This window comes from Pseudomonas sp. NS1(2017), assembly GCF_002269425.1.
Lineage (GTDB): Bacteria > Pseudomonadota > Gammaproteobacteria > Pseudomonadales > Pseudomonadaceae > Aquipseudomonas > Aquipseudomonas reactans.
Map to the genome: position 1 here is coordinate 6,006,171 of NZ_CP022960.1, position 18,810 is coordinate 6,024,980.

The window sequence follows — 18,810 nt, forward strand, 5'->3', positions numbered from 1 at the left end:
TTGATGATGAAAACACTCAGCCTAGGCATCGCCGATAGTCAAAAGGCGCTAAATAATTCACTGCACAACATGCATAAAAAAGCCCGCAGTGTGGGCGGGCGAAAAACCAACGAAGAGCTTTGGGGGTGTGAAGCGAGGTGACGCTAGCTACCGCGATAGGTGGAGTAGCTATAGGGCGAAATCAGTAGCGGGACGTGGTAGTGATCCTGTTCGGCGCTGATGCCAAAGCGCAGGACCACCACATCCAGGAAGGCCGGTTCGGGCAGTTGCACACCACGGGCGCGGTAGTAGTCACCGGCGCTGAATTGCAGCTGGTACACACCACTGCGGTAATCATCGCCCTGCAACAGGGGCGCGTCGCAACGACCATCGCTGTTAGTGACGGAGGTGGCGACCAACTCCAGCTGCGCGCCTTCGACGCGGTACAACTCAACCTTGATGCTGCTGCCGGGGCAGCCATGTGCGGCATCCAAAACGTGTGTGGTCAAACGTCCCATGGCGTCTACGCGCCTCCTGTAGTCAGTAGAAGAGTGATCCGCACTTTTTCAGGGCAGCGAAAAAGCCGGCGATGGCTGATTAAGACACTTTTTAAAAAAATTGTACACAATAAAAATCACAAACCTTTGAAGTCTCCCAGCGTCATTGCTTAATGGAGCAATCGGCCAGTCATCCTTGCTTTCAAACGACCTTTTGTCCATTAGCTGACCAACCAGGCAAGTTTCTTGCTACACCATTCATCTAGAGCACTGCCGAAAAAATGCAGAAATGTAGGCTTACAAAGTGCGCGATAAGTTGTATACAATCACTCATCGCTAACACGACGAACAAGAAGGAAGACTGCAGTGAGCGCTGACTACCCACGCGACCTGATCGGTTACGGCAGTAACCCTCCTCACCCCCACTGGCCGGGCAAGGCGCGCATTGCGCTGTCTTTCGTACTCAACTACGAAGAAGGTGGCGAGCGCAACATCCTGCACGGCGACAAAGAGTCCGAAGCGTTTTTGTCGGAAATGGTTTCGGCCCAGCCGCTGCAAGGCGCCCGCAATATGAGCATGGAGTCGCTGTACGAATACGGCAGCCGTGCCGGCGTGTGGCGCATCCTCAAATTATTCAAAGAATTCGATATCCCGCTGACCATCTTCGCCGTGGCTATGGCCGCTCAGCGCCATCCGGATGTGATCCGCGCGATGGTCGAGGCCGGCCATGAGATCTGCAGCCACGGCTACCGCTGGATCGACTACCAGTACATGGACGAGACCCAGGAGCGCGAGCACATGCTCGAAGCCATCCGCATCCTCACCGAGCTGACCGGCGAACGCCCACTGGGCTGGTACACCGGCCGCACCGGCCCCAATACACGCCGGCTGGTAATGGAGGAAGGCGGCTTCCTCTACGACTGCGACACCTACGACGACGACCTGCCCTACTGGGAACCCAACAACCCCACCGGCAAGCCGCACCTGGTGATCCCCTACACCCTGGACACCAACGACATGCGTTTCACCCAGGTGCAGGGTTTCAACAAGGGCGATGACTTCTTCGAATACCTCAAGGACGCATTCGACGTGCTCTACGCCGAAGGCTTGGATGCCCCGAAGATGCTGTCGATCGGCCTGCACTGCCGCCTGATCGGCCGCCCCGCGCGCCTGGCGTCGTTGAAGCGGTTCATTGAATACGTCAAAGGTCACGAACAGGTGTGGTTCACTCGTCGAGTGGACATTGCCCGTCACTGGCATGACACCCACCCTTTCAAGGGAGCCGCCAAATGACTGCGTTCCAGACCCTGAAACCCTCGACCCTGAGCCGCGACGAATTCGTCGCAGCCTTCGCCGATATCTACGAACATTCGCCATGGGTGGCCGAAAAGGCCTTCGACCTGGGCCAGGATGCTTCGATCGACCAGATCGAAACCCTGCACCAGCGCATGAGCGACATCCTGTTGAGCGCCGATCATGCCAGCCAGCTGGCCCTGATCAACGCTCACCCGGACCTGGCCGGCAAAGCTGCCGTCCAGGGCCAACTCACCCAAGCCAGCACTGATGAACAGGCTGGCGCGGGGATTCACCAATGCACGGCCGAAGAGTTTTCTCGCTTCACCGAGCTGAACGATGCCTACAAGGCCAAGTTCAAGTTTCCCTTCATCATGGCGGTAAAAGGCAGCAACCGGCATCAGATCCTGGCCGCGTTCGAAACGCGCATCCACAACTCGGTGGACACCGAGTTCAAGTGCGCACTGGCCGAGATCAACAAGATCGCGTTGTTCCGATTACTGACCCTCTAAACGACCATCCCCAGCCACTCTATCTAAGGCAGACAAGAAGAATGAAAGCTTACGCCGTACCTTTCGAGAAGTTCGTCAACCTGGCCGACGCCCGCCTGGGCACCAAGATCATCTCCGTCACCGATGACTGGTTCGCCGACGCCAACCGCCTGTTCCAGCCGACCCCGGCCGTGTGGAAGGAGGGCGTTTTCGATGACAACGGCAAGTGGATGGACGGCTGGGAGTCGCGCCGCAAGCGCTTCGAAGGCTACGACAGCGCTGTGATCCGCCTGGGCGTACCGGGCAGCATCAAAGGCGTGGACATCGACACTTCATTCTTCACCGGCAACTTCCCGCCGTCGGCCTCCCTGGAAGCCTGCTTCCTGGCGTCGGGCGAGCCGGATGACAAGACCCAGTGGGTGGAAGTGCTGTCGGCCGTCGAGCTGCAAGGCAACAGCCACCACTACCACGAGATCAACAACGACCAGGCATTCAGCCACCTGCGTTTCAACATCTACCCGGATGGCGGCGTGGCCCGTCTGCGTGTGTACGGCGTGCCGTTCCGCGACTGGTCCTCGGTGGGCGACAACGAACAGGTCGACCTGGCTGCCGCATTGAATGGCGGTCGCGCCCTGGCCTGCTCCGATGAACACTTCGGTCGCATGAGCAACATCCTCAACCCAGGCCGTGGCATCAACATGGGCGACGGTTGGGAAACCGCACGTCGTCGCACGCCAGGCAATGACTGGGTGATTGTGGCGCTGGGCCATCCGGGCGAGATCGAAAAAATCATCGTCGACACCCTGCACTTCAAAGGCAACTACCCGGACACCTGCTCGATCCAGGGCGCCTTCGTGAAGGGTGGCACCGACAGCCAGATCGAAACCCAATCGCTGTTCTGGCGCGAACTGCTGCCGGCGCAGAAACTGGAAATGCACGCCGAACACACGTTTGCCGAGCAGATCAAGGCGCTGGGCCCGATTACTCACATCCGCCTGAATGTGTTCCCGGATGGTGGCGTGAGCCGCCTGCGGGTCCTCGGTAAAGTAGCCAAGTAAGCACTGACCCCGAACCTGTAGGAGCCCGGCTTGCCGGCGATGGCGTCCTCAAGATTGCAATCGCCGGCAAGCCGGACTCCTACACAGAAATCACACCATTCAAAAGATTAAGAAGACAGCCATGCGCACACTGATGATCGAACCCCTGACCAAAGAAGCCTTCGCCCCTTTCGGAGACGTTATCGAAACCGATGGCAGCGATCACTTCATGATCAACAACGGGTCGACCATGCGCTTCCACAAACTGGCAACGGTGGAAACCGCTACGCCTGAGGACAACGCCATCATCAGCATCTTCCGCGCCGACGCGCAGGACATGCCGCTGACCGTGTGCATGCTGGAGCGACACCCGCTGGGCAGCCAGGCTTTCATACCGCTGCTCGGCAACCCCTTTCTGATCGTGGTCGCGCCACTTGGCGATGAACCTGTATCGGGCTTGGTCCGCGCCTTCGTTACCAACGGCAGGCAGGGCATTAATTACCATCGCGGCGTCTGGCACCACCCGGTGCTGACGATCGAAAAGCGGGATGACTTCCTGGTGGTTGATCGCAGTGGCACAGGCAATAACTGCGATGAGCATTTTTTCAAAGAGGATGAGCGGTTGATCCTCGCCCCCCACCAATAAGAGAAGGTCTGATCACCCGACAACAAGGGTGACAGGCGAGAGGTAAAGACTGTGGAAGCACATTTGATGGAATGGCTGAACCTGAGCGTGCGCTGGGTTCACATGATCACGGGCGTCGCGTGGATCGGCGCTTCTTTCTACTTCGTCTGGCTGGAAAACAACCTCAATCGCGTCAACCCCAAGAGCGGCCTGGCCGGTGACTTGTGGGCGATCCACGGTGGCGGTATCTACCACCTGGAAAAATACAAACTGGCCCCGCCGACCATGCCGGACAACCTGCATTGGTTTAAATGGGAAGCCTATTTCACCTGGATGTCCGGTATTGCGCTGCTGTGCGTGGTGTTCTACTGGAACCCGACCTTGTACCTGCTGGCCCCGGGCAGCAGCCTCAGTGGTCCGGAAGGCGTATTGCTGGGTATTGGTTCACTGTTCGCCGGCTGGTTCATCTACTCCTTCCTCTGCGACTCGGCCCTGGGCAAGTGCCCTGCCCTGCTCGGTTTCATCCTGTTCGTGCTGTTGATTGCCGCCGCGTACGGCTTCAGCAAAGTGTTCAGTGGCCGTGGCGCCTACCTGCACGTGGGTGCGGTGATCGGCACCATCATGGTCGGTAACGTGTTCCGCATCATCATGCCGGCGCAACGCGCGTTGGTGGCGGCAATCGCCGAGAACCGCACGCCAGACCCGGCACTGCCGGCCAAAGGCTTGTTGCGTTCACGTCACAACAACTACTTCACCTTGCCGGTGCTGTTCATCATGATCAGCAACCACTTCCCGAGCACCTACGGCAGCCAATACAACTGGCTGATCCTGGCGGGTATCGCGGTGGCGGCGGTGTTGGTACGGCACTATTTCAACACCCGTCACAACAGCCAGAAATATGCGTGGACGTTGCCGGTAGGCGCGTTGGCGATGATCAGCCTGGCGTACGTCACCGGACCAAAACCGGTGTCGACCGCCCCGGAAGTGGCCAAGGCGCCCGCTGCCATCGAGTACCAGCCATTGCCGGAAACGGCGTTGGGCGGTGGTTTGAAACCCGCTGCGCCGGCCGCACCCGCCGCTCCGGCGGCTGAACCGGCACCGGCCCAGGCCACCACGGATTTCGGCCAGGTCCACAACGTGATCGAGCAGCGTTGCACCGTGTGCCATTCGGCCAAGCCTACCAGCCCGCTGTTCAGCACCGCACCGGCTGGGGTGATGTTTGATACCCCGGCACAGATCCAGCAGCAGGCCGCGCGTATTCAGGCGCAGGCCGTGGCGAGCCAGATCATGCCGTTGGGCAACATCACCCAGATGACCCAGCAGGAGCGGGATCTGATTGGGACCTGGATCAATCAGGGGGCCCGCACTAACTGAGCATGAGCATCACCCACTGTAGGAGCGAGCTTGCTCGCGAAGAACGTCAACGATAACGCGCGCATGCTGGATGCACGCGGCGCTCTTGGGTTTTTCGCGAGCAAGCTCGCTCCTACAGAAATTGAAAACAGCTCTATTGGCAATTGAATGCCAAACAACACAAAAATAAAAAAGATCCGAGGTGTTGCATGACCGAGTTAGCCGAACCGCAGATTCCTGCCGCGCCCGCCATGGTGCGGCTGCCCCTCTTGCAACTGATTCTGGTAGGCCTGCAACACGTCTTGCTGATGTACGGCGGCGCCGTCGCCGTGCCCCTGATCATTGGCCAGGCCGCCGGTTTGAGCCGTGAAGAAATCGCATTCCTGATCAACGCCGACCTACTGGTGGCCGGTATCGCCACCATGGTGCAGTCGTTCGGCATCGGCCCGGTGGGCATTCGCATGCCGGTGATGATGGGCGCCAGTTTTGCTGCCGTCGGCAGCATGGTCGCGATGGCCGGCATGCCCGGCATCGGCTTGCAGGGAATCTTCGGCGCGACCATCGCCGCCGGGTTCTTCGGCATGCTCATCGCGCCCTTCATGTCCAAGGTCGTGCGCTTTTTCCCGCCGCTGGTGACCGGCACGGTGATCACCGCGATCGGCCTGTCGCTGTTTCCGGTGGCCGTGAACTGGGCCGGCGGCGGCAGTGCTGCCGCCACATTTGGCTCGCCGATCTACCTGGCGATTGCCGCACTGGTACTGGCCACCATCCTGCTGATCAACCGCTTCATGCGCGGTTTCTGGGTGAACATCTCGGTGCTGATCGGCATGGGCCTGGGCTACGCCTTGTGCGGTGCGCTCGGCATGGTCGACCTCAGTGGCCTGGCAATGGCGCCGTGGGTGCAGGTGGTGACGCCGTTGCACTTCGGCATGCCCAAGTTCGAGTTGGCGCCCATCCTGTCGATGTGCCTGGTGGTAGTGATCATCTTTGTCGAGTCCACCGGGATGTTTCTCGCCCTGGGCAAGATTACCGGCCAGGATGTCACGCCAAAGATGCTGCGCCGTGGCCTGCTGTGTGATGCCGGCGCGTCGTTCTTTGCCGGTTTTTTCAACACCTTCACCCACTCCTCGTTCGCCCAGAACATCGGTCTGGTGCAGATGACCGGCGTGCGTTGCCGTTCGGTGACGATCATGGCCGGGGTCTTCCTGATTGTGCTGAGCCTGTTGCCAAAGGCCGCCTACCTCGTGGCATCGATTCCACCGGCGGTGCTGGGCGGCGCGGCCATCGCCATGTTTGGCATGGTGGCGGCGACCGGGATCAAGATCCTGCAGGAAGCGGACATCGCCGACCGTCGCAACCAGTTGCTGGTGGCGGTGAGTATAGGCATGGGCCTGATCCCCGTGGTGCGCCCGGAGTTCTTCGCGCAATTACCGCTGTGGATGAGCCCGATTACCCACAGTGGCATCGCCATGGCCACACTCAGCGCGTTGTCGCTGAATATCCTGTTCAACATTCTCGGTGGCGCTGAACGCCCTGAAGTCGCTCATACGCATTGATTCCTTCGTTCAAACAAAAACAATAACGAAACGGGAATAACCACATGCACACCCTTCACCTGGGGCCGGCCACAAGCCGTGCCCCATTCTCGCCCCACGCGCGCTTTAACAGCGCACTTGAGCCACGGCCTGGGAGCCAGTATTCTCCGCGCCCGCTCGAATCGACTCAAAAAAAACAGCGAATGTAAAAGCTGACTGCAAGGCCAACTTATCCCGGCCTTATGTCTGCGGCCAAAGTGCGCAAACGTCCTCTGAATTCGACTGCATCCGATGCAGCCGACGGGGATTTTTTGGCTTTTTAAACACCTTGGCGCAGCTCTTGCTAAAAGCACTAAAGCTGACCGAACAGACGATTTTTGCAGCAAACCAAAAGGCGCCACACCAGAGCGCCTGCGTAGAAGAAAAACCATAAAACTTTAACTCGGGAGCAACCGAATGAAACCTATGTTCAAAGGCCTGATGCTGGCGGGATCCCTGCTGGCCGGTGGCCAAGCCGTGGCCGGTGACCTGTTGCAGTGGCAGAACAACAGCCTGACTTACCTGTGGGGCAAGAGCTTTACCGTCAACCCGCAGATCCAGCAAACCGTCACGTTCGAACATGCCGATGCGTGGAAGTACGGCGACAACTTTATCTTCGTCGACCGCATCTTTTACAACGGCAAGGAAGACGGCAACGTCGGCCCCAGTACTTATTACGGTGAAATAAGCCCGCGCCTGTCGTTCGGCAAGATTTTTGATAAAGACCTGTCGTTCGGCCCGATCAAAGACGTGCTGTTGGCCTTCACTTACGAGTTTGGCGAAGGCGATAACGAGTCGTACCTGCTCGGCCCAGGCTTTGACCTGAACATCCCCGGCTTCGACTACTTCCAGTTGAACTTCTACCAGCGCCAGACCGAAGGCAATCGTCCGGGTGACGGCGTCTGGCAGATTACTCCGGTATGGTCCTACACCATTCCCGTGGGCAACTCTGACGTGCTGATCGACGGCTTCATGGACTGGGTGACCGACAACGACAAGAACGCCCGTGGCACTTACCACGCCAACCTGCACTTCAACCCGCAGGTCAAATATGACCTGGGTAAAGCGCTGCATTGGGGCGACAAACAGTTGTATGTCGGCTTCGAATACGACTACTGGAAGAACAAGTACGGGATCGAAGATTCAGGCGCGTTCAAGACTAACCAGGACACCGCGAGCTTCCTGGTCAAGTATCACTTCTGATTGACCCCTGTAGGAGCCGGCTTGCCGGCGATGTCGGTTTGTCTGTGCCACCTGTGTTGGCTGACACACCGCTATCGCCGGCAAGCCGGCTCCTACAGATTCGGTGTCAGGCCGAGGAACCGCATTAGCTCCTCGCGCTTGGCCAACGCGTCGCGCCGCCCCAATTCGATCAACTCACTGCAATACCCCGCCTCGAACAGCAAGTAGCTCAATACCCCCGCCCCGCTCGTCTTGGTCGCCCCCGGCCCACGCAAGAACAAGCGCAATGCCGCCGGCAATTCCTGGCGATGCCGTGCCGCGATTTCGTCGATTGGCTGACTCGGTGCAATCACCAGCACTTCCACCGCCGCCACGCCAGGCGCGGCGTGGCTGTACTGATTCAAGCGCTCCAGCAACTCGATATCGCTTTCCAGGCTGTCAATGAACGTGCTGTTGAGCATATGCCCGCCAATCTGCGCCAGAGTCGGCTCCTGGCCGGTGTAGGTACGCTGCGCCGCCGGTTCATTGCCGCGCGGGTTGCCACTGACGCCGACCACCAGCACACGACTGGCGCCCAGGTGCAACGCCGGGCTGATGGGCGCCGATTGCCGCACGGCGCCGTCGCCGAAATACTCCTGATCGAGTTTGACCGGGGCGAACAGCAAGGGAATCGCAGAGCTGGCCAGCAGGTGTTCAACCGTCAGTTGGGTGGGCATGCCGATACGACGGTGGCGCAACCAGGCATCGATGGTGCCGCCCCCCTGGTAGAAGGTCACTGCGTGGCCGGATTCGTAACCGAAGGCCGTGACCGCTACTGCATGCAGATGTTTGTTGCGAATCGCTTCATCAATGCCAGGCAAGTGCAGCTTGTCCTTGAGCAGCGCTTTCAGCGGCGTGCTGTTGAGCAGCGCCACCGGCACCTGCGCACCAAGACCGAGGAGGCTGTGGATAAAGAAACGGCTCGCCTGGCGAATCACTCCCGGCCAATCACTGCGCAGCACCAAGTGGCTACGGAAACCCTGCCAGAAGGCGGTAAGACGTTGGATCGCGGCCCCGAAGTCCGTGGCGCCACTGGCCAGGCTCACCGCATTGATCGCGCCGGCCGAGGTGCCGACAATCACCGGAAACGGATTGGGCGCCCCCGGCGGCAACAGCTCGGCAATCGCCGCCAGTACCCCCACCTGATACGCCGCTCGCGCCCCGCCGCCGGAAAGAATCAAGCCTGTAACCGGTTCAGCTGGGCGCATTGCGTCACTCCATGTGGGGAAATGTCGGTCTTATCGGCGGCGTTTTTCGTACAACTTAGGCTCACCCGGTGGCCGGCTCTTGAAGCGGCGATGGGTCCACAGGTATTGCTCCGGGCATTCACGCACCGAGGCTTCGACCCATTGGTTGATGCGCAAGCAGTCAGCCTCATCGCTCTCGCCAGGAAAATCGGTGAGCGGCGGATGGATCACCAGACGATAACCGCTGCCATCAGCCAGACGCTGTTGGGTGAACGGCACCACCAACGCCTTGCCCAGCTTGGCGAACTTGCTGGTGGCCGGCACGGTGGCGGCCTGGATGCCGAACAGCGGCACGAAGAGGCTCTGCTTGGCGCCGTAGTCCTGGTCCGGTGCGTACCAGATCGCGCGACCGGCGCGCAGCAGCTTGAGCATGCCGCGCACGTCTTCACGCTCCACGGCCAGGGAATCGAGGTTGTGACGCTCGCGGCCTCGGCGCTGGATGTAGTCGAACAACGGGTTGCCGTGCTCGCGGTACATGCCATCAATGGTGTGCTTCTGCCCCAGCAGCGCGGCGCCGATTTCCAGGGTGGTGAAGTGCAGGGCCATGAGGATCACGCCCTTGCCCTCCAGTTGCGCCTGCTTGAGGTGTTCCAGGCCTTCGACATGGGCCAGCCGCGCCAGGCGCTGGCGCGACCACCACCAGCTCATGGCCATTTCAAAGAAGGCGATGCCGGTGGAGGCAAAGTTTTCCTTGAGCAAGTGCTTGCGCTCTTGGGCGGATTTTTCCGGGAAGCACAGTTCCAGGTTGCGTGCGGCGATGCGGCGACGCTCGCCGGCCACGCGGTACATGCCGGCGCCCAGCAGCCGACCAATGGTCAGGAGCGCGCGGTAGGGCAGTTGAGTGACCAGCCACAGCAGGCCGAGCCCCAGCCATAGCAGCCAAAAGCGCGGGTGAAAAAATACAGCTCGAAAACGCGGGCGATCCATTACAGATTCCGGTAAAGACAAGGGCCGCGCATTCTACAACGGTTCGACTCGGCTTGCGGCGGGTGAGTGTTCTCGTTATAAGTCTCGACACTTTTCGTGACAAGCCGCTTTTGCCGACCATGAGCCAAACCGAACCGCTAGACCAAGATCCCGTGTTCCAGCTGAAAGGCAGCATGCTCGCCATCACCGTGCTGGAACTCGCCCGTAACGACCTCGACGCCCTGGACCGCCAGCTCGCTGCCAAGGTCGCCCTGGCACCCAACTTTTTCAACAATGCCCCGCTGGTGCTGGCCCTGGACAAACTGCCGGCCGGCCAGGGCAGCATCGACCTGCCCGGCCTGATGCGTGTATGCCGCTCCCATGGCCTGCGTACCCTGGCGATCCGTGCCAGCCGTATCGAAGACATTGCTGCGGCCATCGCCATTGAACTGCCAGTACTGCCACCGTCCGGCGCGCGCGAGCGTCCGCTTGAACCATTGGTCGGCGAAGAGAAGAAAAAACCGGAAAAACCACCCGAACCTGCGATCAAGCCTACAAAGATCATCACCTCGCCCGTACGCGGCGGGCAGCAAATTTACGCCCAGGGTGGCGACCTGGTGGTGATCTCTTCTGTCAGCCCGGGGGCGGAACTTCTCGCCGATGGCAACATCCATGTATACGGCCCGATGCGCGGACGTGCCCTCGCCGGCATCAAGGGTGATACCAAGGCCCGTATTTTTTGCCAGCAGTTGACCGCTGAGCTAGTGTCCATCGCAGGCCAGTACAAGGTTTCAGAAGATTTGCGCCGTGATCCGCTGTGGGGGGCTTCGGTGCAGGTCAACCTGTCGGGCGATGTGTTGAACATCATCCGTCTTTAACGGATACTGCCGCATTTTCCAAGCATCTCTAGACTCTAATAGCACAGCGAAACCGGCATTACTTATGTAGGAATTTTTTTTCCTACAAGGCTGTCCGCCTGCAGCGAGTTCCAAGAGATGTTTTTCAGGGACCGAAATGTCCTTCTTCCTTAGGGGTGAAACACCTTGGCCAAGATTCTCGTGGTTACATCCGGCAAGGGTGGTGTGGGTAAGACCACCACCAGCGCCGCTATCGGTACCGGCCTCGCTCTGCGCGGCCACAAGACAGTTATCGTCGACTTCGACGTCGGCTTGCGTAACCTCGACCTGATCATGGGCTGCGAACGTCGCGTGGTGTATGACTTCGTCAACGTGGTCAACGGTGAAGCGAACCTGCAACAGGCCCTGATCAAGGACAAGCGCCTTGAGAACCTGTACGTGCTGGCCGCCAGCCAGACCCGTGACAAAGACGCGCTGACCAAAGAAGGCGTGGGCAAAGTCCTGGCTGAGCTGAAGGAAACCTTCGAATACGTGGTCTGCGATTCGCCGGCCGGTATCGAAACCGGTGCTCACCTGGCCATGTACTTCGCGGATGAAGCCATTGTCGTGACCAACCCGGAAGTCTCCTCCGTACGTGACTCGGACCGCATGCTGGGCCTGCTGGCCAGCAAATCCAAGCGCGCCGAAGAAGGCCAGGACCCGATCAAGGAGCACCTGCTGCTCACCCGTTACAACCCTGAGCGCGTCAGCAACGGCGAAATGCTCGGTGTTGAAGACGTGAAGGAAATCCTCGCCGTGACCCTGCTGGGCGTGATCCCAGAATCCCAGGCCGTCCTGAAGGCTTCCAACCAGGGTGTTCCGGTGATTCTTGACGACCAGAGCGACGCCGGCCAGGCGTATAGCGATGCCGTCGATCGCCTGCTGGGCAAGTCCGTGGAACATCGCTTCCTCGATGTCAAGAAGAAGGGATTCTTCGAGCGTATCTTTGGAGGCAACTAAACAATGAAATTTCTCGACTTCTTTCGCGCCAACAAAAAGCCTACGACCGCGTCGGTCGCGAAAGAGCGTCTACAGATCATCGTGGCGCACGAACGCGGCCAACGCAGCACGCCGGATTACCTGCCAGCCTTGCAGAAGGAACTGGTCGAGGTGATCCGCAAGTACGTCAATATCGGCAACGATGACGTGCATGTCGCCCTGGAAAATGACGGCAGCTGCTCGATTCTGGAACTCAATATCACCCTGCCTGATCGTTGATCGAACAGGCGGCCGCCACGGCGGCTCGTTCACCCTGATCCCTTTTGGGGGGCCGGGTGGGCGAGCCGCCGTTGGCGTTTGTTACGAGGCTGTTTAATGCCGCTGTCCAATATCCACATCCTGCATCAGGACGACGCCGTCCTGGTGGTGAACAAGCCCACCCTGCTGCTCTCGGTGCCTGGCCGCGCCGACGACAACAAGGACTGCCTGATCACCCGTCTGCAGGAAAACGGCTACCCCGAAGCCCGCATCGTGCATCGCCTGGACTGGGAAACCTCAGGCATCATCCTGCTGGCCCGTGACGCCGACACCCACCGCGAGCTGTCCCGCCAATTTCACGACCGTGAAACCGAAAAGGCCTACACCGCCCTGGCCTGGGGCCAACCGGAACTGGACAGCGGCAGCATCGACCTGCCCCTGCGCTACGACCCGCCGACCAAGCCACGGCATGTGGTGGACCACGAATTCGGCAAACATGCGCTGACCTTCTGGAAAGTGCTGGAGCGCTGTGGCGATTGGTGCCGCGTGGAGCTGACGCCGATCACCGGGCGTTCGCACCAGTTGCGCGTGCACATGCTTTCCATCGGCCACCCCTTGCTGGGTGATGGCCTGTATGCCCATGAGCAAGCCCTGGCTGCCTGGCCGCGCCTGTGCCTGCACGCGAGCATGCTGAGCTTCACCCATCCGCAGAGTGGCGAGCGCCTGCGCTTCGAGTGCCCTGCCCCTTTCTAAGGCAATGACGCTTACCTGTAGGAGCGAGCTTGCTCGCGAAAAACCAGAGAACGCCACGTTCATCCAGAATGCCCGCGTTATCGTTGACGTTTTTCGCGAGCAAGCTCGCTCCTACAATGAATCGGCGGAGCCAATACGGTAAACTCCGCGCACTGCTGTCTGGAGCTATTTATGCGCGAAGCGTTGAATCAAGGCCTGATCGACTTCCTCAAGGCCTCCCCTACTCCTTTTCATGCCACTGCCGCCCTGGCCCAGCGCCTGGAAGCGGCCGGTTACCAGCGGCTCGACGAGCGCGAGACCTGGACCACCGAGGCCAATGGTCGCTATTACGTGACCCGCAACGACTCCTCGATCATCGCCTTCAAGCTCGGCCGCCATTCGCCGCTGCAGGGCGGTATCCGCCTGGTCGGCGCCCACACCGACAGCCCGTGTCTGCGGGTCAAGCCGCAGCCTGAGCTGCAACGCCAGGGTTTCTGGCAACTGGGCGTGGAAGTCTACGGCGGCGCGCTGCTGGCGCCATGGTTCGACCGCGACCTGTCCCTGGCCGGCCGCGTGACCTTCCGCCGCGACGGCAAGGTCGAAAGCCAGTTGATCGACTTCAAGCTGCCCATCGCTATCATCCCCAACCTGGCCATTCACCTGAACCGTGAAGCCAACCAGGGTTGGGCGATCAATGCCCAGACCGAACTGCCGCCGATCCTCGCGCAGTTTGCCGGTGACGAGCGCGTGGACTTTCGCGCCGTGCTTACCGAGCAGCTTGCACGGGAACATGGCTTGAACGCCGACGTGGTGCTCGACTACGAGCTGAGCTTCTACGACACGCAAAGTGCTGCGGTCATCGGCCTGAACGGCGACTTCATCGCCGGCGCCCGTCTCGACAACCTGCTGTCGTGCTACGCCGGCCTGCAAGCCTTGGTCACCAGCGAAACCGATGAAACCTGCGTACTGGTGTGCAACGACCACGAAGAAGTCGGCTCCTGCTCGGCGTGCGGTGCCGATGGCCCGATGCTGGAACAGACCCTGCGCCGTCTGTTGCCGGAAGGGGATGAATTCGTACGCACCATTCAGAAATCCCTGCTGGTGTCTGCGGACAACGCCCACGGCGTGCACCCAAACTACGCCGAGAAGCACGACGCCAACCACGGCCCCAAGCTCAACGCCGGGCCTGTGATCAAGGTCAACAGCAACCAGCGCTACGCCACCAACAGCGAAACCGCCGGGTTCTTCCGCCACCTGTGCATGGCCCAGGAAGTACCGGTGCAGAGCTTCGTGGTACGCAGCGACATGGGCTGCGGATCCACCATCGGGCCGATCACCGCCAGCCACCTCGGCGTGCGCACCGTGGACATCGGCCTGCCGACGTTTGCCATGCACTCCATTCGTGAACTGTGCGGCAGCCATGACCTGGCGCATCTGGTGAAGGTGCTGGGCGCGTTTTACGCGAGCCACGACTTGCCCTGATGTGGCATGGGGTTGATGTGTTTCTGATACACATCAACTCCAATTTCTGCAATCCGACCTAGACTTGTCAGTATTCCCACTCCGACAAGGCCGTCGCACCATGATCTCCATGTCCTCCTTCCACGCCATGCTTATCCCGATCCTGATCGGCATGATCATGCTCGCCGTGGGCTTCAACTTCCGTGACAAACCCCTCGGCGTGTTTGGTATGTGGATCGGCATGCTGCTGATCCTGGCCACCGTGGTGTACAAGATCCTCGCAAAACTGGCTGAATGACGATTGCGCTCGTACACTCGGTCAACTCGTCGTTTCCAAGGTTGACCGCCTCGTGCTTTCCCGTCTGTTTGCCCTGCCCTGCTACTGCTTGATCGCCCTGCTGACGCTGCTGCCGCTGACGCCTGCCCACGCCGTGGGCTTGCCCGGCCTGCTCGGCAACACCAACAAGACCCAGCCCCAGGCCGAAGTGCCGCTGGGGCAGTCGTTGGATGAGGTGATCAAGACCCTGGAAAACGACCAGCAGCGTACCCAGTTGCTGAGTGACCTGAAAAAGCTCCGTGAAGCCACGAAAAAAGCCCAACCGGCCGCGGAAGAAGGCGTGCTGGGGTTGATCGGCGGCACCCTGGCTAACCTGGAAGCGCAGTTCTCCGGGGCCGACAGCCCGCTGGGGCGCTGGTCCAATGAAGTCGACCAGGCCAAGGAAGAACTCAGTGCGCTGATACTGCCGGCCAACGAATGGTTGCCGATCATTTTCGGTTTTGCCCTGATCCTTGCCGTGTGGAGCCTGCTCGCCGCCGCGCTGATCTGGCTCAGCCACCGCGTGCGCGAACGCTTCGGCCTGCCCGAAGAACTGCCGCAACACCCGCGTACCTGGGACATGGTGCGTTTTGCCCTGCGTAAACTCGGCCCATGGCTGATCGCCCTGGTGATCACCGTGTACCTGAGCTACGCCCTGCCCTCGTCCCTGGGCAAATCCCTGGCGATGGTATTGGCTTACGCGTTGGTGGTGGGCACCTGTTTCTCGGCGATCTGCGTGATTGCGTTTTCGGTACTCGACGGCCCGCATCGCCATCGCGCGCTGTATATCCTGCGTCACCAGGCTTTCCGCCCACTGTGGTGGATCGGCAGTTTTGCCGCCTTCGGTGAAGCCCTGAGCGACCCGCGACTGGTCGCAGCACTGGGGCAACACTTGTCCCATACCGCTGCGACCATCGCCAATGTGATGGCGGCGTTGTCCACCGGCGTGTTCATCCTGCGCTTCCGCCGGCCTATCGCCCACCTGATCCGCAACCAGCCGCTGTCACGCCGCCTCACACGCCGCGCCCTCAGTGACACCATCGAAATCATCGGTTCCTTCTGGTACATCCCCGCACTGCTGTTGGTGGGCATTTCGCTGTTCGCCACATTCGTCTCGGCTGGTGATACCAGCACGGCACTGCGCCAATCGCTACTGTGTACGGTGCTGCTGGTGCTGTGCATGGTGATCAACGGCCTGGTACGGCGTCACGCCCTCAAGCCGCAACGCGGGCACAAGCGCCATGCGTTGTACTCCGAACGTCTGAAAAGCTTCGTATACACCCTGGCCCACCTCATCGTTTGGCTGGTGTTTATCGAGCTGGGCCTGCGGGTGTGGGGCCTGTCGCTGATCCGCTTTACCGAGGGCGATGGGCATGAAGTCAGCGTCAAGCTGTTCGGCCTGGCCGGAACCTTGCTGTTTGCCTGGTTGATCTGGATCCTCAGCGACACCGCGATCCATCACGCCCTCACCCGCTCGCGCAAAGGCCTGGCAAATGCCCGCGCGCAGACCATGATGCCGCTGATCCGCAACGTGCTGTTCGTGACCATCTTCATCATCGCCGCCATCGTCGCCCTGGCGAACATGGGCATGAACGTCACGCCGCTGTTGGCGGGTGCTGGTGTGATCGGCCTGGCCATCGGTTTCGGCGCACAGTCCTTGGTGGCGGACTTGATCACCGGCCTGTTCATCATCATCGAAGACTCCCTGGCCATCGATGACTACGTGGACGTCGGCGGTCACCTCGGCACCGTCGAAGGCCTGACCATCCGCACCGTGCGCCTGCGCGACATCGACGGCATCGTGCACACCATTCCGTTCAGCGAGATCAAGAGCATCAAGAACTACTCGCGGGAGTTCGGCTACGCGATCTTCCGTGTGGCGATCCCCTACAACATGGAGATCGACGACGCCATCAAGCTGATGCGCGATGTCGGCCAGAAAATGCGCAACGACCCGCTGCAGCGCCGCAATATCTGGTCACCGCTGGAAATTCAAGGCGTGGAGAGTTTCGAGTCGGGCAGCGCGATTCTGCGCGCGCGCTTCAAGACCGCGCCGATCAAGCAGTGGGAAGTGTCGCGGGCGTTCAACCTGTCCCTCAAGCGCCATCTGGACGAGGCCGGGCTGGACCTGGCGACGCCGCGCCTGAGCGTGCAGGTGGTGACCGCCGGCACTGTGCAGGAGAAAGATCAACAACAATAAACTCAGGAGAGGTCCTTATGCGTTTAACCGGTCTGACACACCCGTGGGTTTTCGGCGCGCTGTGCGCAGTAGCCAGCAGTGCCGTGATTGCCGCCAGCAGCGGCCAGGACAGCGCCCGGGAGGAAATCGCCGCTCAGGCAAAAGCCCTTGAGCCGGCGCTGCTGGAAACCCGACGCGACATCCACGCCCACCCTGAACTGGGCAACACCGAAACCCGCACCGCCGAATTGGTCGCCAAACAACTGCGCGACCTGGGCCTTGAGGTGAAGACCGGTGTCGCACGCACCGGCGTCGTGGCGGTGCTGAAAGGCGCCCTGCCCGGCCCCACCGTCGCCCTGCGCGCCGACATGGACGCGCTGCCGGTGAAGGAAGTCGCCGACCTGCCCTTCGCCTCCAAAGCCAAAGGCACCTACCTGGGCAAAGAAGTCGACGTGATGCACGCCTGCGGCCACGACGCCCATGTCGCCATCCTGCTGAGCACGGCGAAGATTCTGACCGGCATGCGCGAACGCCTGCCCGGCACCGTGGTGTTCTACTTCCAACCGGCCGAGGAAGGCCCGAGCGACTTCATCCCCGACGGCAAAAACACCTGGGGTGCCAAAATGATGGTGCAGGAAGGCGTGATGAAGGCGCCCAAACCGGACGCGGTGTTCGGCCTGCATGTATGGGCCGGTGTGCCCGCTGGCCAGATTGCCTACCGTCCCGGACCGACCCTGGCCAGCTCGGACGATTTGCGCATCAAGATCCTCGGCAAACAGACCCACGCCGGCCGCCCTTGGGATGGCATCGACCCGATCACCGTGGGCGCGCAGACCATTGTCGGCCTGCAGACCGTGGTCAGCCGCCGCACGGATATCTCGTCATTCCCGTCGGTGGTGAGCATCGGCACCATCAATGGCGGCACGCGTTACAACATCATTCCGGAGTCGGTGGATATGACTGGCACCATTCGCTCTTACGACTACGGCATCCGCCAGAAGCTACACGCGGACGTGCGCCAGACCGTGGAGAAAATCGCCGAAAGCGGCGGCGCCAAGGCCGAAGTCACCATCATCGAGAAGTACGATCCCACCATCAACAACCCGGCGCTGACCGAGAAAATGCTGCCGAGCCTGCGCTGGGCGGCCAAGGATGACGTGGTGCAGGGCCCACTGGTGGGCGGTGCCGAAGACTTCTCGTTTTACGCCAAGGAGGCACCGGGGCTGTTTGTGTTCCTGGGGGTGACGCCGAGGGATCAGGACATGAGCAAGGCGGCGCCGAACCACAATCCGGGGTTCTTTGTGGATGAGTCGGCGTTGGTAGTGGGGGTGAGGACGCTGGCGTCGTTGGCGACGGATTATCTCTACACCCAGCAACCTCAATAACATACCTTCCTGTAGGAGCGAGCTTGCTCGCGAAGAACGTTAACGAAAACGCGGGCAGGCTGAGTGCCCGCGGTTCCCTTGCGGTTTTCGCGAGTAAGCTCGCTCCTACAGTGAGTCTTGGTGGATCAACCGGCCAGCGCAGCCCCGTCCATCTTCTGGCGCAAGCTCAACGGACGCATATCCGTCCAGACTTCTTCAATGTAGGCCAGGCATTCCTTCTTCAGGCCACTCTTGCCCACGGTGCGCCAGCCTTCCGGCACGGCCTTGTAGTCGGGCCAGATGGAATACTGTTCTTCGTGGTTGACCACTACCTGAAACAGGATGTCGTCGCGGTCAAATACTGAGGTCATTGCTGTTCTCCATCGCTAAAAGGCTGGCTGCGCACCGTGCGCAGCACTGATATCTGTAAAAACGTACCAAG

19 protein-coding genes are annotated in these 18,810 nt (G+C 60.4%); 15 read left to right on the top strand and 4 right to left on the bottom strand.

All coding sequences use genetic code 11. From position 1 onward, the window contains the following. Positions 1-143 precede the first annotated feature (143 nt). A complete protein-coding gene (gene uraH, locus CI807_RS27900) occupies positions 144-497 on the bottom strand; it encodes a hydroxyisourate hydrolase (RefSeq protein WP_095017077.1) in 354 nt (117 codons plus the stop codon). 345 nt (positions 498-842) lie between these two features. Here uraH and puuE point away from each other — a divergent pair, with 345 nt between their 5' ends. The 7 genes from puuE (at position 843) to CI807_RS27935 (ending at position 8,052) form a co-directional block, all read left to right on the top strand. Further along, positions 843-1,769 carry an allantoinase PuuE gene (gene puuE, locus CI807_RS27905; RefSeq protein WP_095017078.1) on the top strand — a complete coding sequence of 309 codons (927 nt, stop codon included), beginning with the start codon at positions 843-845 and terminating at the stop codon, positions 1,767-1,769. Beyond that, positions 1,766-2,281 carry a 2-oxo-4-hydroxy-4-carboxy-5-ureidoimidazoline decarboxylase gene (gene uraD / locus CI807_RS27910; protein WP_033900851.1) on the top strand — a complete coding sequence of 172 codons (516 nt, stop codon included), beginning with the start codon at positions 1,766-1,768 and terminating at the stop codon, positions 2,279-2,281. The genes puuE and uraD overlap by 4 nt, the downstream gene beginning before the upstream one ends. Positions 2,282-2,322: 41 nt before the next feature. After that, on the top strand, positions 2,323-3,318 hold the full coding sequence (alc, locus tag CI807_RS27915) for an allantoicase (RefSeq protein WP_028617271.1): 996 nt from the start codon (positions 2,323-2,325) through the stop codon (positions 3,316-3,318). A gap of 121 nt (positions 3,319-3,439) precedes the next feature. Next, positions 3,440-3,943 carry an ureidoglycolate lyase gene (locus CI807_RS27920; protein ID WP_003209110.1) on the top strand — a complete coding sequence of 168 codons (504 nt, stop codon included), beginning with the start codon at positions 3,440-3,442 and terminating at the stop codon, positions 3,941-3,943. 51 nt (positions 3,944-3,994) lie between these two features. Further along, positions 3,995-5,296 carry a urate hydroxylase PuuD gene (locus CI807_RS27925; RefSeq protein WP_095017079.1) on the top strand — a complete coding sequence of 434 codons (1,302 nt, stop codon included), beginning with the start codon at positions 3,995-3,997 and terminating at the stop codon, positions 5,294-5,296. Positions 5,297-5,484: 188 nt separating this feature from the next. Next, entirely contained in the window at positions 5,485-6,831 is a 1,347-nt protein-coding gene (locus CI807_RS27930) for a nucleobase:cation symporter-2 family protein (protein WP_016976352.1), read from the top strand. Positions 6,832-7,266: 435 nt separating this feature from the next. Beyond that, positions 7,267-8,052, top strand: coding sequence for an outer membrane protein OmpK (locus CI807_RS27935; protein WP_028617274.1), 786 nt, complete (start codon positions 7,267-7,269; stop codon positions 8,050-8,052). Positions 8,053-8,144: 92 nt separating this feature from the next. Here CI807_RS27935 and CI807_RS27940 read toward each other — a convergent pair whose 3' ends face one another. Further along, positions 8,145-9,278: a patatin-like phospholipase family protein gene (locus CI807_RS27940; protein WP_095017080.1), complete on the bottom strand. Its 1,134-nt coding sequence runs from the start codon at positions 9,276-9,278 to the stop codon at positions 8,145-8,147. A 30-nt stretch (positions 9,279-9,308) separates the two neighbouring features. Continuing rightward, positions 9,309-10,244, bottom strand: a complete 936-nt coding sequence (locus tag CI807_RS27945) for a lipid A biosynthesis lauroyl acyltransferase (protein ID WP_095017081.1) — start codon at positions 10,242-10,244, stop codon at positions 9,309-9,311. Between the two features lie 119 nt (positions 10,245-10,363). Here CI807_RS27945 and minC point away from each other — a divergent pair, with 119 nt between their 5' ends. The 8 genes from minC (at position 10,364) to CI807_RS27980 (ending at position 18,389) form a co-directional block, all read left to right on the top strand. After that, entirely contained in the window at positions 10,364-11,101 is a 738-nt protein-coding gene (gene minC / locus CI807_RS27950) for a septum site-determining protein MinC (RefSeq protein ID WP_033900844.1), read from the top strand. A 165-nt stretch (positions 11,102-11,266) separates the two neighbouring features. Then, the gene (minD, locus tag CI807_RS27955) at positions 11,267-12,079 is read left to right on the top strand and encodes a septum site-determining protein MinD (RefSeq protein ID WP_034099397.1); all 813 of its coding nucleotides are present in this window, start codon (positions 11,267-11,269) and stop codon (positions 12,077-12,079) included. Between the two features lie 3 nt (positions 12,080-12,082). After that, complete coding sequence (gene minE / locus CI807_RS27960) at positions 12,083-12,337, top strand: cell division topological specificity factor MinE (RefSeq protein WP_010208824.1); 255 nt, start codon at positions 12,083-12,085, stop codon at positions 12,335-12,337. Between the two features lie 96 nt (positions 12,338-12,433). Then, positions 12,434-13,069, top strand: a complete 636-nt coding sequence (locus CI807_RS27965; RefSeq protein ID WP_005789965.1) for an RluA family pseudouridine synthase — start codon at positions 12,434-12,436, stop codon at positions 13,067-13,069. 171 nt (positions 13,070-13,240) lie between these two features. Then, entirely contained in the window at positions 13,241-14,530 is a 1,290-nt protein-coding gene (locus tag CI807_RS27970) for a M18 family aminopeptidase (protein ID WP_095017082.1), read from the top strand. Between the two features lie 100 nt (positions 14,531-14,630). Further along, on the top strand, positions 14,631-14,807 hold the full coding sequence (locus CI807_RS31530) for a hypothetical protein (protein WP_016976345.1): 177 nt from the start codon (positions 14,631-14,633) through the stop codon (positions 14,805-14,807). A gap of 52 nt (positions 14,808-14,859) precedes the next feature. Continuing rightward, positions 14,860-17,025: a mechanosensitive ion channel family protein gene (locus CI807_RS27975; RefSeq protein ID WP_095017083.1), complete on the top strand. Its 2,166-nt coding sequence runs from the start codon at positions 14,860-14,862 to the stop codon at positions 17,023-17,025. A 17-nt stretch (positions 17,026-17,042) separates the two neighbouring features. After that, the gene (locus CI807_RS27980; RefSeq protein WP_095017084.1) at positions 17,043-18,389 is read left to right on the top strand and encodes an amidohydrolase; all 1,347 of its coding nucleotides are present in this window, start codon (positions 17,043-17,045) and stop codon (positions 18,387-18,389) included. A gap of 125 nt (positions 18,390-18,514) precedes the next feature. On the opposite strand, the gene CI807_RS27990 is transcribed toward CI807_RS27980, so the two are convergent. After that, positions 18,515-18,739: an MbtH family protein gene (locus CI807_RS27990; protein WP_038841721.1), complete on the bottom strand. Its 225-nt coding sequence runs from the start codon at positions 18,737-18,739 to the stop codon at positions 18,515-18,517. Positions 18,740-18,810: the final 71 nt, after the last annotated feature.

What these genes read in the sequence shown, in the direction of transcription:
- CI807_RS27920 (WP_003209110.1), top strand. Translation starts at nt 3,440, where the DNA reads ATGCGCACACTGATGATCGAACCCCTGACCAAAGAAGCCTTCGCCCCT.
- minE (WP_010208824.1), top strand. Translation starts at nt 12,083, where the DNA reads ATGAAATTTCTCGACTTCTTTCGCGCCAACAAAAAGCCTACGACCGCG.
- CI807_RS27970 (WP_095017082.1), top strand. Translation starts at nt 13,241, where the DNA reads ATGCGCGAAGCGTTGAATCAAGGCCTGATCGACTTCCTCAAGGCCTCC.
- CI807_RS27935 (WP_028617274.1), top strand. Translation starts at nt 7,267, where the DNA reads ATGAAACCTATGTTCAAAGGCCTGATGCTGGCGGGATCCCTGCTGGCC.
- CI807_RS27990 (WP_038841721.1), bottom strand. Translation starts at nt 18,739, where the DNA reads ATGACCTCAGTATTTGACCGCGACGACATCCTGTTTCAGGTAGTGGTC.
- CI807_RS27945 (WP_095017081.1), bottom strand. Translation starts at nt 10,244, where the DNA reads ATGGATCGCCCGCGTTTTCGAGCTGTATTTTTTCACCCGCGCTTTTGG.
- uraD (WP_033900851.1), top strand. Translation starts at nt 1,766, where the DNA reads ATGACTGCGTTCCAGACCCTGAAACCCTCGACCCTGAGCCGCGACGAA.
- CI807_RS27940 (WP_095017080.1), bottom strand. Translation starts at nt 9,278, where the DNA reads ATGCGCCCAGCTGAACCGGTTACAGGCTTGATTCTTTCCGGCGGCGGG.
- CI807_RS31530 (WP_016976345.1), top strand. Translation starts at nt 14,631, where the DNA reads ATGATCTCCATGTCCTCCTTCCACGCCATGCTTATCCCGATCCTGATC.
- minC (WP_033900844.1), top strand. Translation starts at nt 10,364, where the DNA reads ATGAGCCAAACCGAACCGCTAGACCAAGATCCCGTGTTCCAGCTGAAA.
- uraH (WP_095017077.1), bottom strand. Translation starts at nt 497, where the DNA reads ATGGGACGTTTGACCACACACGTTTTGGATGCCGCACATGGCTGCCCC.
- CI807_RS27930 (WP_016976352.1), top strand. Translation starts at nt 5,485, where the DNA reads ATGACCGAGTTAGCCGAACCGCAGATTCCTGCCGCGCCCGCCATGGTG.
- alc (WP_028617271.1), top strand. Translation starts at nt 2,323, where the DNA reads ATGAAAGCTTACGCCGTACCTTTCGAGAAGTTCGTCAACCTGGCCGAC.
- CI807_RS27980 (WP_095017084.1), top strand. Translation starts at nt 17,043, where the DNA reads ATGCGTTTAACCGGTCTGACACACCCGTGGGTTTTCGGCGCGCTGTGC.
- CI807_RS27965 (WP_005789965.1), top strand. Translation starts at nt 12,434, where the DNA reads ATGCCGCTGTCCAATATCCACATCCTGCATCAGGACGACGCCGTCCTG.